Source organism: Planococcus citreus, from assembly GCF_003664125.1.
Taxonomy (GTDB): domain Bacteria; phylum Bacillota; class Bacilli; order Bacillales_A; family Planococcaceae; genus Planococcus; species Planococcus citreus.
Map to the genome: position 1 here is coordinate 314835 of NZ_RCCP01000001.1, position 14457 is coordinate 329291.

13 protein-coding genes are annotated in these 14457 nt (G+C 52.4%); 2 read left to right on the plus strand and 11 right to left on the minus strand.

The genetic code is table 11. The features are described 5' to 3' along the window. The first annotated feature begins 110 nt into the window (after positions 1-110). Positions 111-950 carry a transporter substrate-binding domain-containing protein gene (locus tag DFR62_RS01675; RefSeq protein ID WP_121299446.1) on the plus strand — a complete coding sequence of 280 codons (840 nt, stop codon included), beginning with the start codon at positions 111-113 and terminating at the stop codon, positions 948-950. 15 nt (positions 951-965) lie between these two features. Then, complete coding sequence (locus DFR62_RS01680; protein WP_121297742.1) at positions 966-1643, plus strand: amino acid ABC transporter permease; 678 nt, start codon at positions 966-968, stop codon at positions 1641-1643. A gap of 39 nt (positions 1644-1682) precedes the next feature. On the opposite strand, the gene DFR62_RS01685 is transcribed toward DFR62_RS01680, so the two are convergent. From DFR62_RS01685 to DFR62_RS01735, 11 genes are all read right to left on the minus strand, one after another. Beyond that, positions 1683-2093: a VOC family protein gene (locus DFR62_RS01685; RefSeq protein WP_121297743.1), complete on the minus strand. Its 411-nt coding sequence runs from the start codon at positions 2091-2093 to the stop codon at positions 1683-1685. A gap of 68 nt (positions 2094-2161) precedes the next feature. Then, a complete protein-coding gene (locus DFR62_RS01690) occupies positions 2162-3496 on the minus strand; it encodes a D-serine ammonia-lyase (protein ID WP_121297744.1) in 1335 nt (444 codons plus the stop codon). 108 nt (positions 3497-3604) lie between these two features. After that, a complete protein-coding gene (gene pyrE / locus DFR62_RS01695; RefSeq protein WP_121297745.1) occupies positions 3605-4234 on the minus strand; it encodes an orotate phosphoribosyltransferase in 630 nt (209 codons plus the stop codon). Then, the gene (pyrF, locus tag DFR62_RS01700) at positions 4231-4923 is read right to left on the minus strand and encodes an orotidine-5'-phosphate decarboxylase (RefSeq protein ID WP_121297746.1); all 693 of its coding nucleotides are present in this window, start codon (positions 4921-4923) and stop codon (positions 4231-4233) included. Before pyrF ends, pyrE begins: the two co-directional genes overlap by 4 nt. Continuing rightward, positions 4920-5834: a dihydroorotate dehydrogenase gene (locus tag DFR62_RS01705; RefSeq protein WP_121297747.1), complete on the minus strand. Its 915-nt coding sequence runs from the start codon at positions 5832-5834 to the stop codon at positions 4920-4922. The genes pyrF and DFR62_RS01705 overlap by 4 nt, the downstream gene beginning before the upstream one ends. After that, positions 5831-6598 carry a dihydroorotate dehydrogenase electron transfer subunit gene (locus DFR62_RS01710; RefSeq protein WP_121297748.1) on the minus strand — a complete coding sequence of 256 codons (768 nt, stop codon included), beginning with the start codon at positions 6596-6598 and terminating at the stop codon, positions 5831-5833. Before DFR62_RS01710 ends, DFR62_RS01705 begins: the two co-directional genes overlap by 4 nt. Then, positions 6595-9783, minus strand: coding sequence for a carbamoyl-phosphate synthase large subunit (gene carB / locus DFR62_RS01715; protein WP_121297749.1), 3189 nt, complete (start codon positions 9781-9783; stop codon positions 6595-6597). Before carB ends, DFR62_RS01710 begins: the two co-directional genes overlap by 4 nt. After that, the gene (locus DFR62_RS01720; protein WP_175578499.1) at positions 9776-10870 is read right to left on the minus strand and encodes a carbamoyl phosphate synthase small subunit; all 1095 of its coding nucleotides are present in this window, start codon (positions 10868-10870) and stop codon (positions 9776-9778) included. The genes carB and DFR62_RS01720 overlap by 8 nt, the downstream gene beginning before the upstream one ends. Then, on the minus strand, positions 10870-12144 hold the full coding sequence (locus DFR62_RS01725) for a dihydroorotase (RefSeq protein WP_121297750.1): 1275 nt from the start codon (positions 12142-12144) through the stop codon (positions 10870-10872). The genes DFR62_RS01720 and DFR62_RS01725 overlap by 1 nt, the downstream gene beginning before the upstream one ends. Position 12145: 1 nt before the next feature. Beyond that, on the minus strand, positions 12146-13015 hold the full coding sequence (locus DFR62_RS01730) for an aspartate carbamoyltransferase catalytic subunit (protein ID WP_121299450.1): 870 nt from the start codon (positions 13013-13015) through the stop codon (positions 12146-12148). A gap of 135 nt (positions 13016-13150) precedes the next feature. Next, complete coding sequence (locus DFR62_RS01735) at positions 13151-14440, minus strand: solute carrier family 23 protein (protein ID WP_112231388.1); 1290 nt, start codon at positions 14438-14440, stop codon at positions 13151-13153. Positions 14441-14457 lie beyond the last annotated feature (17 nt).

The following is a 14457-nucleotide window of genomic DNA, read 5'->3' on the forward strand; positions in this document are numbered from 1 at the left end:
TTTACATAATAATATTATAAAATAAATAATGCGGCAAAGCATTGCCCCAAGCTATAGTTAATGCTATCTTTTTATAGGACATCAATTAAGGGGGCCTATCATTGAATATCATGACGAAACGAACATACATAACTGCCGCCCTATTCGGGACGGCAGCAATTGCATTATCAGCTTGCGGAAATGAAGCTGCTGAAACCGAACAGCCGTCAGAATGGGACCGCATCCAGGAGGAAGGCGTCTTGACTGTCGGTACATCCGGCACACTGTTGGCAACTTCATTCCGCGACGAAGAAAGCGGCGAATTGACGGGCTTTGAAGTAGAAGTCGTACGGGAACTCGGCAAACGCCTGGATCTTGACATCGAATTCCGCGAACTCGGATTCGACGAAATGCTGACAAGCGTCAGCACAGGACAGCTCGATATGGCAGCGAACGATATCGAAGTGACGGAAGAAATGACCGATCAATTCCTGTTTTCTACACCGATCAAATATTCCTACGGCACCGCCGTCGTACGTAAAGACGACCTGTCCGGAATCGAATCACTCGAAGACTTGGAAGGCAAAAAAGCAGCCGGCGTCTCGACATCCGTCTATATGCAGATCGCCCGCGATTACGGGGCGGAAGAAGTGACGTATGACAATGCGACAAATGAAATCTATTTGCGTGATGTCTCTATCGGACGGACCGATGTCATTTTGAATGATTATTATTTGTCGAAATTCGGCGTGGCCGCTTTTCCGGAATTGAACATCACCATCCATCCGGATATCAAATACCTACCATCTGAAGTCGGGCTGGTCGTCAATGAAGACAATGAAGAACTTCTCGAACAAGTCAATACCACACTTGAGGAAATGCTTTCCGATGGCACCATCAGTGATATCTCAGCCGAATTCTTCGACGGGGCGGACGTTTCCGTCGAACCGGATGTCGAAGAGGCAAATTAAAGGAGGGCCATCTGTATGAGCGATATCGAATGGGGGCTGTTGTTCGATCCCGAACTTGCCATCAATTCCTTGCCCTATGTGCTTGAAGGCATTTGGTTGACGCTGTTGATTTCGATGGGCAGCATGCTCGGCGGACTGGTCATCGGCTTTTTCATGGCGCTCGCCAGAACGTCAAAACAGCCGCTGCTCCATCTGCCGGCGCGCCTTTATATATCATTCATGCGCGGTGTGCCGATTCTCGTCATCTTGTTTTTGCTGTATTTCGCACTTCCTGTCATCGGCCTCGAATTCACCGCCTTGCAAGCAGCGCTCATCGGCTTCACCATCAATAGCGCCGCCTATATCGCGGAAGTGTTCCGCTCGGCTCTTGCCTCTGTCGACAAAGGCCAATGGGAATCGTCCACCGCACTTGGCCTTAGCTATTGGCAGACCATGCGCCGGATCATCTTGCCGCAATCGGTGCGCATTGCGGTGCCACCCTTATCGAATGTCTATTTGGACCTGATCAAGGCCTCGTCGCTCGCGGCCATGATCACGGTCCCGGAGATTTTCCAGAAAGCGCGCATTGTCGGCGCACGTGAATACGACCTGTTGACATTGCTCATCCTGGTCGCGCTCATCCACTGGGCCATCTGCACAGTCATGACCGTGCTTCAGAACTACCTGGAAAAACGCTATGCTGAATACTTATAAAACTAAAACCGCACCGGAACTTTATCCGGTGCGGTTTTTTTATTCGAATGCCTCATCTTCCATATACATGACTTCCCATAAATGGCCGTCAGGGTCGTGAAAACTCCAGGAATACATAAACTTATTGTCCATCGGCTCGTTCGCGGAACTGCCACCGGCTGCCATCGCTTTTTCCACCCATTCATCAACGGCCTCCCGGCTAGACGCCGATAAGGCAATGATTGCCTCTGCGCTGTTGGATGTGTCGGCAATGTCTTTATGGGTGAAACTTTTGAAGAAGTCTTCTACCAGCAGCATGGCGTACATATTTTGGCCGATGATCATGCAAGTGGCGTTATTATCCGTCATCCGTTCATCGAAATCAAAGCCCATTTCGCCAAAAAACTTCATCGATCTTTCCAAATCCTTGACCGGCAAATTAACGAAAATCTGGTTCGCTTGAATGGCCATGTCTCCGCTTCCCTTCTTTTTCGTTTATCGTTCACTCTTCTATTCGTGGAATGAACTGAAAATCCTCCCTATCGTTTCAGTTTCTTCAACCCTCTTGCATAAAATCCATCCATCTCTTCCTCGGGCACGAGTGCCCCTCCTGTCAGCCAGACGATGTGTGTCGCTTTTTCCGCATCCATGTCATGTTCTTCAGCGTAGTTTGTCGCTGCCATCATAAATGGCCCGGCAAACCCGGCTGCTGCGGAAGGTTCGATTTTGATCCCTTCACTATCTTTCAGCATGGCGAGCAGCGGGAACAACTCTTCGTCTTCGACCGTCGCAATGCCCGATATCAATTGTTCAGAACTTGCGGACGCGAAGCTTGATGCCCTGCCGACTGCGAGCCCGTCCGCTTCCGTCCTATTGTCGATACCGATATCCTGGACGCAGATGCCGCTCTTCAAACCTGTCATGAGACCGAGCAAGACGGCAGGTGAATGCGTCGGTTCGATGAACACCGGGTGGACGTGATCGCCGAATAGGTGTCGCAGCCCAAATGCGATGCCCCCTGGCGCCCCGCCGACACCACATGGCAAGTAGACGAATAGCGGATGCTCTTTGTCTACAGGAACTTTATTTTGTTCCAATTGCTGTTTCAAACGAAGTGCCGCAACGCTATATCCGAGAAACAATTCGCGGGATTTCTCGTCATCGACAAAATAGCCGTTAGGCAGATGGAGCGTCTCTTCGCGCCCTGCCATGACCGCTTCACTGAAGTCCCCACTGAATTCGACGACGCGGACGCCTTTTTGCCGAAGCAGCTCTTTTTTCCACTCTTTGGCGTCCGCCGACATATAGACGGAGACCTTGAAACCAAGCTCTGCGCTGATGATGCCGATGCTCAAGCCTAAATTCCCGGTCGAGCCGACGCCGATGGAATGGTGTCCGAAGAACTTTTTAGCTTCGTCCGTTGCAAACCATTCATAGGAATCCTCCCGCGTGACAAGCCCTTCTTCCAGCGCCAGCGTTTCTGCATAGCGCAACACTTCGAAAAATCCGCCGCGCGCCTTCACCGATCCTGCAACAGGCAGTTCATTGTCGCATTTAACGAATAACTTCCCTGGCAGCTGCTCGCCGTAATACACTTCCAGTTGACGTCGCATGCGGCTAACTTCCCGCAATTCCGATTCGATGATTCCTCCCGTTTCAACCGTCTCGGGGAACACTTTCATCAAATACGGGGCGAAGCGCAGCCATAATTGTTCTGCCTCCTCCAAATCATGCATTGTCACCGGCAAGCCTTGTACCTGATTCATTTCCCTGCGTTTCGGGTTTAGCCAGACGACCGGCTTCAAGTCGAGCAAATCCCCCATCAGCGGATGTTCATCCGTCCATTTGTGGATTTCATGTTTGGTAAGTCCCATGTCTACCGCCTCCTTATCGTTAGTTGTACCATACCCCTTTTTGCTTTCTTTATTTCCTTAAGCAGATGAAAAAACCTTCACACATCCTGTCGATGTGCGAAGGTTTTCTTATGAAGTCAATGCGCCGGCTTTCAGTTTTTCGTGCCATTCGCTGAGCATCGGCAAATCCTCTGCCGCTATCGCTCCGCTTTCCCTGGCTTGTTCAACCAGTGCCGGGAAATCCGTCAAGGTGTGGAAGGTAAAGCCCGCTTCCTGTATCGCTTGCTGTGCTTGAGGCAGCCCGTAAGTGAAGATCGCGGCAATTCCCGCCACTTCAAAGCCGGCATCTTGCAAGGCTTGTGCCGCCTGCAGTACGGATCCGCCTTTAGAGATCAAGTCTTCGATGACGACGGCTTTTTGGCCTGGCTCGATTTTTCCTTCGATCAAATTCGATTGTCCGTGGCCTTTCGGTTTCGAACGCACATAGACCATTGGCAGATCCAGGCGTTCGGCCACCCACGCCGCATGCGGGATGCCCGCCGTCGCGGTTCCCGCAATCACTTGCGCGTCCGGATGCTCCCTGCGAATCGTTTCCGCGAGCCCATCAGCGATTGCCTTGCGGACGGTTGGATAAGACATCGTCAGCCGATTGTCGCAATAGATCGGCGATTTGACACCTGATGCCCAGGTAAATGGATCGTTCGGGCGCAACTCGACTGCCCCGATGGATAATAACTGTTGTGCGATTTGCTTTTTCATGAACAACCGCTCCATTCTCCGTTGATGTAATCATAGCTTTTTTGCGGGTTTTCCGAGCGGGTGATGGCTCTCCCGACGACGATATGGGTCGAACCTTGTGCTTTTGCATCGCTTGGTGTCGCGATGCGCTTTTGGTCATGGCTCTCCGATGCAGCCGGGCGGATGCCCGGTGTGACACGCAGGAAATCGTCGCCACATGCCACGCCAATTGCTTTCGCTTCATGGACCGAACAGACGACACCATCAAGCCCCGCCTGTTTCGCCAGTTTCGCATAATGCACGACCGATTGTTCCAGGCTCACCGAAATCAATTGCTCTTGTTGCATCTGTTCTTCGCTCGTCGAAGTCAATTGCGTCACCGCAATCAATTTTGTCCCACTACCGGCGAGCCCGCGTTTTGCGGCTTCCATCATGGCAAGGCCGCCTGCTGCGTGGACATTGACCATATCAACGCCGAGTTCTGCGATGCGGCGCATGGCAGCTTCAACGGTATTCGGGATATCGTGTAATTTTAAATCCAGGAAAATATCATGGCCGTAGCGATTCAATGTATGGACGAGTTCCGGCCCTTCCTGGTAGAACAATTCCATTCCGACTTTCACAAACAGTGGTTCTGTGAACTCCGATAAAAATTCTTCCACATCGAGCTTCGACGGGAAATCGAGTGCAATGATCGGTTTGCTGGTCATAAGCGATGGCTCCTTCCGGTGAGTTCTTGAACGGATTCATAGCCCAGTTCATGCAAGCGTTCCGGCAGCTTGTCGATCAGCTCGGGGCATACGAACGGATTGACGAAGTTCGCCGTTCCCACTGCGACAGCATTCGCTCCCGCTGACAGAAAGTCGATGACGTCATCCACTTCCGCGACGCCGCCCATTCCGATGATCGGCAGCTTTGTATGGCGCCGCACTTCGTAAACCATGCGAAGAGCGACCGGTTTGATCGCGGGGCCTGACAAGCCGCCTGTGATATTGGCGATGACAGGACGTCCCGTTTTCGGGTCTAGCCGCATGCCGAGCAGTGTATTGATCATCGTGATCCCATCCGCCCCGCCTTCTTCGACCGCTTTGGCGAGCTGGACGACATCGGTGACGTTCGGCGATAATTTCACGTAAACTGGCACGTCCGATACGTCTTTTACCATGCGTGTCAATTCTTTTGCGACGTTCGGGTCCGTCCCGAATGTGATGCCGCCCTGCTTGACATTCGGGCAGGAAATATTCAATTCCAGCGCGTGGACATTCGGTGCCTTGGAAATGGTTTTTGCCACTTCGACATAGTCCTCTGCGAGCGACCCGGCGACATTGGCAATGATCGGCACATCGAATTGATCGAGCCACGGCAATTCCTCGCCGAACACTTTTTCAAGCCCCGGGTTTTGCAGCCCTATGGCATTGAGCATACCGGATGAAGTTTCAGCAACGCGCGGTGTCGGATTTCCCAGACGCATCTCGGCAGTTGTCGCTTTGATCATGATCGAGCCGAGTTTCGATAAATCATAGAGCTGGGCGTATTCTTTCCCGAATCCGAAACAGCCGGATGCCGGCATGATCGGGTTTTTCAAGTCGAGTCCAGGCAATTTCACGCTTAAATCTGTCATGAAATCACCACCCCTGCTGGAAATACGGGGCCATCGGAACATACTTTGATGTAATCTGTTTCGCTTCTAGTTGTCCGGCAGACGCACGCAAAGCATGCCCCGATGCCGCAACCCATGCGCTGTTCATAAGACAAAAACCCTTTTTTCTCCGGGTACGCCCATTGCACCGCTTCGAGCATCGGCGTCGGCCCGCAGGAATAATAGGTATCAAAGTCATTCGGCAAGCCATTCAAAATATGGGTCACGAAACCTTCCGTCCCGTGCGAACCGTCGACTGTTGCAATGTGCGTATCGCCGAGAGCCCTGAATTTATCTTCATAAAACACCGCTTCACTGCTTTCGAAGCCGAGAATGTGGACGGTTTCCACACCTCTCGCATTCAATTGCAATGCCAGTTCGTATAGCGGTGGCACGCCGATCCCCCCGCCGATCAAATAAGCTTTTTTTCCAGCTTCCTCAACTGGGAAACCATGTCCGAGCGGCCCCAGGACATCCAGTGTGTCGCGTTCTGTCTTTTGAGACAATAAACTAGTCCCGCGCCCTTCCGAACGGTAGATCATCGTGAAGCTCGATGCTTCCTTGTCGATTTTCGCCACCGAGATCGGCCGGCGCAATAGCGGTTCAAAGCTGTCCGCCACACGTACATGGACAAATTGCCCCGGTTCGTTCATTTCCTGCACCAAAGATCCTGCTACGGTCAGTTCAAAAATGTTTTTTGCGATTTCAGTTTGGGAGACAATCGCCATTTTCTCCTGTTTGATCATACACCTGCCCCCATTTCCTCTGCCTGGAATGTCATCGATTCGATGACTCTGAGCATCGCTTCCGCTGTATCGAGTGAAGTCAAGCACGGTACTCCGTTTTCAACCGATTCCCGGCGGATGCGGAACCCGTCACGTTCCGGCTGCTTGCCTTTTGTCAGCGTGTTGATGACGATTTGTGCATCGCCGTTTTGGATGACATCCAGCAAAGTACGGCCTTCCGCACCGATTTTCCCGACTTCAGCAACGGCAATGCCAGCAGATTCGAAAGCTTGAGCCGTACCGCCAGTTGCCATAATTTGGTACCCGATGTCCCGGAAGCGCTTCGCCAGCCCAACTGCTTCTTCTTTGTCCTTATCCGAGACGGTCAGAAGCACGGTGCCATGGTCTTTTACTTCCATGCCAGCCGCAGCCAATCCTTTATAGAGCGCTTTTTCAAGCGTGACGTCTTTGCCCATCACTTCCCCGGTCGACTTCATTTCCGGCCCAAGCGTAATATCGACGCGGCGCAGTTTCGCGAATGAGAACACCGGCACTTTGACATAGACGCCTTTTTTCAGCGGCGCTAGCCCCGTAGTATAGCCTTGGTCAATAATACTCTGCCCCAAAATTGCTTTTGTTGCGATGTTCGCCATCGGAATGCCGGTGATCTTGCTGAGGAACGGCACCGTGCGGCTTGACCGCGGATTGACTTCGATGACGAACACTTCGCCTTTTGAGATGACGTACTGGATGTTCAACAGGCCGACGATGTTCAAGCCTTTGGCAAGCCGTGTCGTGTAATCGGTCAAAGTCTCGATTTGCTGTTGCGAGATATTTTGCGGCGGATAGACGGCAATCGAGTCGCCGGAGTGCACCCCTGCCCGTTCAATATGTTCCATGATTCCAGGAATCAAGACATTCTCGCCGTCACAGATGGCATCGACTTCAATTTCCTCGCCTGTCAAATAACGGTCGACTAATACCGGATGTTCCGGGCTTGCTTCAACGGCGTGTTCCATATAGTGGATCAAGTCGCTTTCGTTATAGACGATTTCCATCGCACGGCCCCCGAGTACATAAGACGGGCGGACCAGTACCGGATAGCCGATGTCCGAAGCGATGACCACCGCTTCTTCTGTCGATACCGCCGTTTTGCCGAGCGGCTGCGGGATGCCGATTTCATGGAGCGCCGCTTCGAATTTATTGCGGTTTTCCGCTCTGTCGATGTCTTCAAGCGTCGTGCCAAGAATCTTCACGCCATTTTTCTCGAGCTTGTCGGCCAAGTTAATTGCCGTCTGCCCACCGAACTGGACGACGACGCCTTTCGGTTGTTCGAGGTCGATGATGTGCATGACATCTTCAATCGTCAGCGGTTCAAAGTAGAGCTTGTCGGAAATAGAGAAATCGGTCGACACCGTCTCCGGGTTGTTGTTGATGATGATTGCCTCGTAGCCCGCTTCTTTGATCGCCCAGACGGAATGGACCGTTGCGTAATCAAATTCGACGCCTTGGCCGATGCGGATCGGGCCTGATCCGAGCACGATGACGCTTTCTTTGTCGGTGAGGATCGATTCGTTTTCGTCTTCGTAGCTGGCGTAGAAATAAGGCGTTTCCGATTCGAATTCTGCAGCGCATGTGTCGACCATTTTATAGACAGGCATCAAGCCTTGTGCTTTGCGCCACTCGTATACTTTCGCTTCTTCCGATGACCATAGCTTGGCGATCGTTCTATCTGCAAAGCCCATGCGTTTTGCTTTTCTCGTTGTCTCATAATCAAACGGATTTTGCTGCAAGACTTCTTCAAAGCGAACGATTTTGTCGAACTTCTCTAGGAAGAACAAATCGATTTGGCTCCAGTCGTGAATCGTTTCGATCGTCACCCCGCGGCGCAGCGCTTCGCCGATAAAGAACAGCCGCTCGTCGCCGGCTTTGCGGATGCGTTTTTCGATCCATTCATCACTCATGTCCGTGCCGTTTTTCAGCTCGAGATGGAATTGTCCTGTTTCGAGCGAACGGACCGCTTTCAGCATCGATTCCTCGAACGTCCGGCCCATCGCCATGACTTCGCCGGTTGCTTTCATTTGCGTGCCGAGGTTACGTTTGGCTGCTTCGAATTTATCAAAAGGCCAGCGCGGGATTTTCGATACGACATAGTCGAGCGCCGGTTCGAATGCGGCGTAAGTACGTCCTGTCACCGGGTTCATCATTTCGCCAAGCGTCAAACCGACCGCGATTTTGGCCGCCAGTTTGGCGATCGGGTAGCCAGTCGCTTTGGATGCCAGTGCAGAGGAACGGCTGACGCGCGGGTTCACTTCGATGATGTAATAATCGAAGCTATGCGGGTCGAGCGCGAGCTGGACGTTGCATCCGCCCTCGATTTTCAAGGCGCGGATGATTTTCAATGATACGTTGCGGAGCATTTGGTATTCACGGTCCGACAAGGTTTGGCTCGGTGCGACGACGATTGAGTCGCCGGTATGGATGCCGACCGGATCGATATTTTCCATATTACAGACGACGATGGCGGTATCCTCCGCATCGCGCATCACTTCGTATTCGATTTCCTTGAAACCGGCAATCGATTTTTCCAGCAAGCATTGTGTCACTGGACTGTATTTCAATCCTGATGCGACGATTTCATGCAGTTGTTCGTCGTTATGGCAGATGCCGCCGCCCGTTCCGCCAAGTGTAAAGGCTGGTCGGACGATGACTGGATAGCCGATCCTCTCTACAAAACGCTTCGCTTCTTCCATATTGTGGATGATATCAGAATCCGGTACCGGTTCCCCGAGTTCGTTCATCAAGGTGCGGAACAAATCGCGGTCTTCCGCTTTATGGATCGCTTCCAGCTTGGTTCCTAAGATTTCAATATCCAGTTCATCCAAAATCCCTGATTCGTCCAATTCGATGGCCATGTTGAGCCCTGTCTGTCCGCCGAGAGTCGCAAGCAAGGCATCTGGCCGTTCTTTTCTTAAGATGCGGCTAACGAATTCCAAAGTGATCGGTTCGATATACACTTTATCGGCGATTTCGGTATCGGTCATGATCGTCGCCGGGTTGGAGTTAATCAAAATGACGCGGTAGCCTTCTTCTTTCAAAGCGAGGCAGGCTTGTGTGCCCGCGTAGTCGAATTCTGCAGCTTGGCCGATGACGATCGGGCCAGAACCAATTACGAGGATGCTTTTGATATCTTGTCTTTTAGGCATGTTGTTGCTCCTTCCGCTGTGCGTTCATCATTTCCAAAAATCGGTCGAATAGATAGTTTGAGTCTTCCGGTCCCGGTGAGGATTCCGGATGGTACTGGACGGTGAAGGCTGGGTAATCAAGGTGCGCCAGCCCTTCGTTCGTTCCGTCGTTGAGTGCGGTATGCGTCACTTTCAGGCGCGTGCCTTGCAAGGTTTCTTCATCGACTGCATAACCGTGGTTTTGTGACGTGATTTCGATTTTACCGGTGACAAGATCGCGCACCGGGTGGTTGCCGCCGCGGTGTCCGAACTTCAGCTTGAACGTCTCGGCGCCGCAAGCTCTTGCGAACAATTGATGGCCGAGGCAAATTCCGAAAATCGGCACTTGTCCAAGCAATTCTCCGACAACATCCACACATTCCGGCACGTTTTTCGGGTCTCCTGGTCCGTTTGACAGCATGACGCCATCCGGTCCCCAAGCAAGGATCTCCTGAGCGCTCGTATTATGCGGCACGACAATAACATCGCATTTGCGTTTGTTCAGCTCGCGCAAAATCCCGTGCTTCATGCCGTAATCGATCAAGACGACGCGCTTGCCGCGTCCCGGGCTTGGATAAGGGCGTGTAATCGACACTTGCGCTACTTGGTCAGTCGGCAAAGGGGTTTCTTTCAGCTTCCCGACCACTTGTTCCACATCCGGCTCTTCCCCAGCAGCCGTCAAAATGCCTTTGATCGATCCGTTGACGCGTATCAATCGTGTAAGCTTTCGCGTATCGATTCCCGCGATGCCCGGGATGCCTTTTTTCTCAAGCAATTCGCTCAAGCTCATGGTGCTTCTGAAATTCGACGGAAAATCAGCAGCTTCCCGGACGACCATGCCTTTGACGGCTGGGTCGATCGATTCGAAGTCATCGCTGTTGATGCCGTAATTGCCTTGTAGCGGGTAAGTCATCGTGACAATCTGCCCGCAATAGGATGGGTCGGAGAGGATTTCCTGATAGCCGGTCATGCTCGTGTTGAACACCACTTCCCCGAATGATGCCGTTTGTGCGCCGAATGCTTCCCCTGCGAATACTGTGCCGTCTTCTAAGATCAAATAACGTTTCATCAGTTTTCCTCCTGCCATGCGATGTCACCGCCGAAAATGGTCATTACTGGCCAGCCGGTGCAAGTTTGTCCGCCAAATGGCGTGTTCGTTCCTTTGGAAAGGAAATCTTCCGTGCGGATTTCCTGCTGTTTGTCCAAGTCGAGCAGCACCAGGTCGGCTGCTTGTCCTGCCTCAATCGTCCCGTATGGAAGGCCAAACACATCCGCCGGCTTTTTCGTCAACCAGCCGATCAATTGCCCGAGAGTCCATTTGCCGCTTTGGACAAATTCCGTATACAGGAGCGGGAACGCCGTTTCGAATCCGACGATGCCGAATGGCGCTTTTTCCATGCCGTTCGCTTTTTCTTCCGCCGCATGCGGGGCGTGGTCCGTCGCAATGAAATCAAGTGTGCCGTCGAGCAGCCCTTCGTGAAGCGCTTCGTAATCTTCTTTCGCGCGAAGCGGCGGGTTCATTTTGTAATTCGCGTCGTCGCCTGGGATGTCATCTTCCGTTAGCAATAGATGATGGGGCGTCACTTCCGCCGTGACGCGGACGCCTGCCCGTTTTGCGTCGCGGATGACGCGAACCGACTCTTTCGTGCTGACGTGGCAGACGTGATAATGTGCGCCTGCCGCTTCAGCAAGCAGGATGTCGCGCGCGATATGGACCGACTCTGCAACAGACGGGATTCCAGGCAAGCCCAACTCGCGGCTTCGCTTGCCATCATGCATGACGCCGCCGTAGATCAGGCTATTGTCTTCGCAATGTGCGACGACAGCCATATCGAGGTCTGCGGCTTCTTTCATCGTCTCGAGCATCATTCCTGCTTCCTGGATGCCAACACCGTCGTCTGTGAACGCAAAGGCGCCATGTTCTTTCAGTTCTTTCAAATTGGTCCGTTCTTTGCCCGCTTCGCGGATCGTGATAGATGCATACGGCAAAACCCGGATGAGCGCATTTTTTTCGATCAAGCTATTGACGTGATCGAGATTTTCTTTCGTGTCGGGTACCGGCCGTGTATTAGGCATGGCGCAGATGGTCGTATAGCCTCCGCGTGCCGCTGATTTCGTGCCGCTTTCAATGGTTTCCTTTTTTTCTCCCCCCGGTTCACGCAGATGGACATGGACGTCCACAAATCCTGGTGCGATCATTCGGCCTTTGCCGTCGATTTCCGTTTCTCCCTGCCCGTTCAACTGTGCGCCGATCTCCTCGATGCGGCCATCCTTGACGCGGATATTCGTTTCCTCCAATTGTTCCCCGTTCAACATCTTTACGTTCTTAATGAATAATCCCATTTTATTCTCTCCCTTTCATTGCATATTCAAGTACAGCCATCCGGACGAAAACGCCGTTTTCCATTTGTTTGAAGATTCTTGAACGCTGGCATTCGACGAGCGAATCCGCGATCTCCACTCCCCTATTGATTGGTGCCGGATGCATGATGATGGCGTCTTTTTTCATTTTGCGCTCGCGTGCTTCTGTCAATCCGAATTTAATATGGTAGCGTTCTTTGGAAAATAATGCGGAGACGGCGTGCCGTTCATGCTGCACGCGGAGCATCATGACGACGTCCGTTTCGCCGATCAAGGCATCCAAATCATCGGTTGTGTCGTAGTCGCCGCTCCACTCTTCCGGACACACGAAGCTGACTTTCGCACCGAGTTGTTTCAGTGCGGCTGCATTCGACTTGGCGACACGGCTATGGGCGATATCCCCGACAATCGTTACATGGATGCCATCGATGCGGCCGAACTCCTGATGGATCGTGTACAGATCGAGCAGCGATTGCGTCGGGTGCTGGCCCGAGCCGTCGCCGCCGTTGATGACCGCTACTTTGCAGCCTGCTAGCTGCTGGTAATATTCTTCTTCCTCGTGGCGGATGATGACCGCCTTGACGCCTATCGCTTCCATCGTTTTCACCGTGTCGTAGAGCGTTTCGCCTTTTAGAATGCTGGAAAAGGCCGTTTCGAATGGCAGTACGGATAGCCCAAGACGATGTTCAGCCATCTCAAAGCTCATTTTTGTCCGTGTGCTCGGTTCGAAAAATAAATTGACGACCGCCCCCTCGAGTGACGCTTTTTCACCTTTTTCGAACTGCTCGGCTCGCTTCAGCAAATTCATGATTTTGTCGTTTTCAAGATTGTTCATCGTTAACAGATTCGGCAATTTGCTCACGCCCTTTCGTTGACTGTACAAAAAAACACCTTCCCAGGGGCAGGAAGGTGTAAGGAAATAAGGGTAGACTGCACCCCTATCCATAACCCTTTCCATGCCTCTCTGGACATTCCTTAAAAGGTAAGTTTATTCAGTTCCATCATCCAATTCCTGTTTATCAAGCCCAGGCAGGATTAAGTTCAAGATTACGCCGACGATGGCGGCTAGCGCCATTCCTTCGATCGCGAACGATTCGCTGAACTCGAGTTTCGCGCCGCCGATCCCGATGACCAGGATGACCGACGAGATGACCAAGTTGCGGTTATTGCCGAAGTCGATGCCGTTATCGACCAGCATCCGTAGTCCGGACGAAGCGATGATGCCGAACAACAGGATCGAGATGCCCCCGAGCACTGCTGTCGGAATCGTGTCGATGACTGCCATCAATTTTCCGAAGAACGAGAACAGGATGGCGAATACCGCAGCACCCAGAATGACATAGACGCTGAACACTTTCGTGATGGCAAGTACGCCGATGTTTTCGCCGTAAGTCGTTTTCGGCGGGCCTCCGACAAGCGAGGAGATGAACGTCCCGATGCCGTCGCCCAAAATCGAGCGGTGAAGTCCCGGGTCTTTTATGTAGTTGCGGTCGACAATCTTGCCGAGTACGAGCTGATGTCCGATATGCTCAGAGATTGTGACGATGGCGATTGGCACCATGACGAACAACAAAGTCGGTGTCACTTGGAAAGAGTAATCAATTCCCGGCAGCAAAAATTCCGGTACTTGGAACCAGCTAGCCGCTGCCACTGGAGCAAAGTCGATAATGCCGATGAGTGCCGAGTAAGCGTAACCCGCGATGATGCCAATCAAGATCGGCATAAGCGAGATGATGTTCTTGAAGTAAATATTGCAGATGATGGCCGTGGCGAGCGTGACCAAAGCGGCTGAGAAATGCAGCAGGCTGTATTCAGAGCCGCCGTCTGCTGTCGGGATGTTCATGGCCATGTCGACCGCTGTGCCGGACAGTGCCAGCCCGATGACAATGATGACCGGGCCGACGACGATCGGTGGCAAGAGTTTCATGAGCCATTTGTAGCCGGTCTTCCAGATGATCAGCGAGACGATTGCGTAGACGAGTGAAACGAACATCGCGCCGATCATCGCCGAACCGATGCCGCCTGTTTCCGTGGCGATCTGTATCGGGACAATAAAGGCGAATGAAGATCCGAGGTAAGCCGGCACTTTGAATTGCGTGATGAGGACGAAGATGATGGTGGCGATGCCGCTCGTCAATAGCGCGATCGCGGGGCTCAAGCCAACTAGCTGCGGCACCAGGATCGTTGCGCCGAACATGGCGAACATGTGCTGCAGGCTAAGGGAAATCCATTGCCCCGTTTTTGGTTTATCGTGTATGTCTAGAATGGCATTGCTCAAGTTGTTTCTCCCCTGTC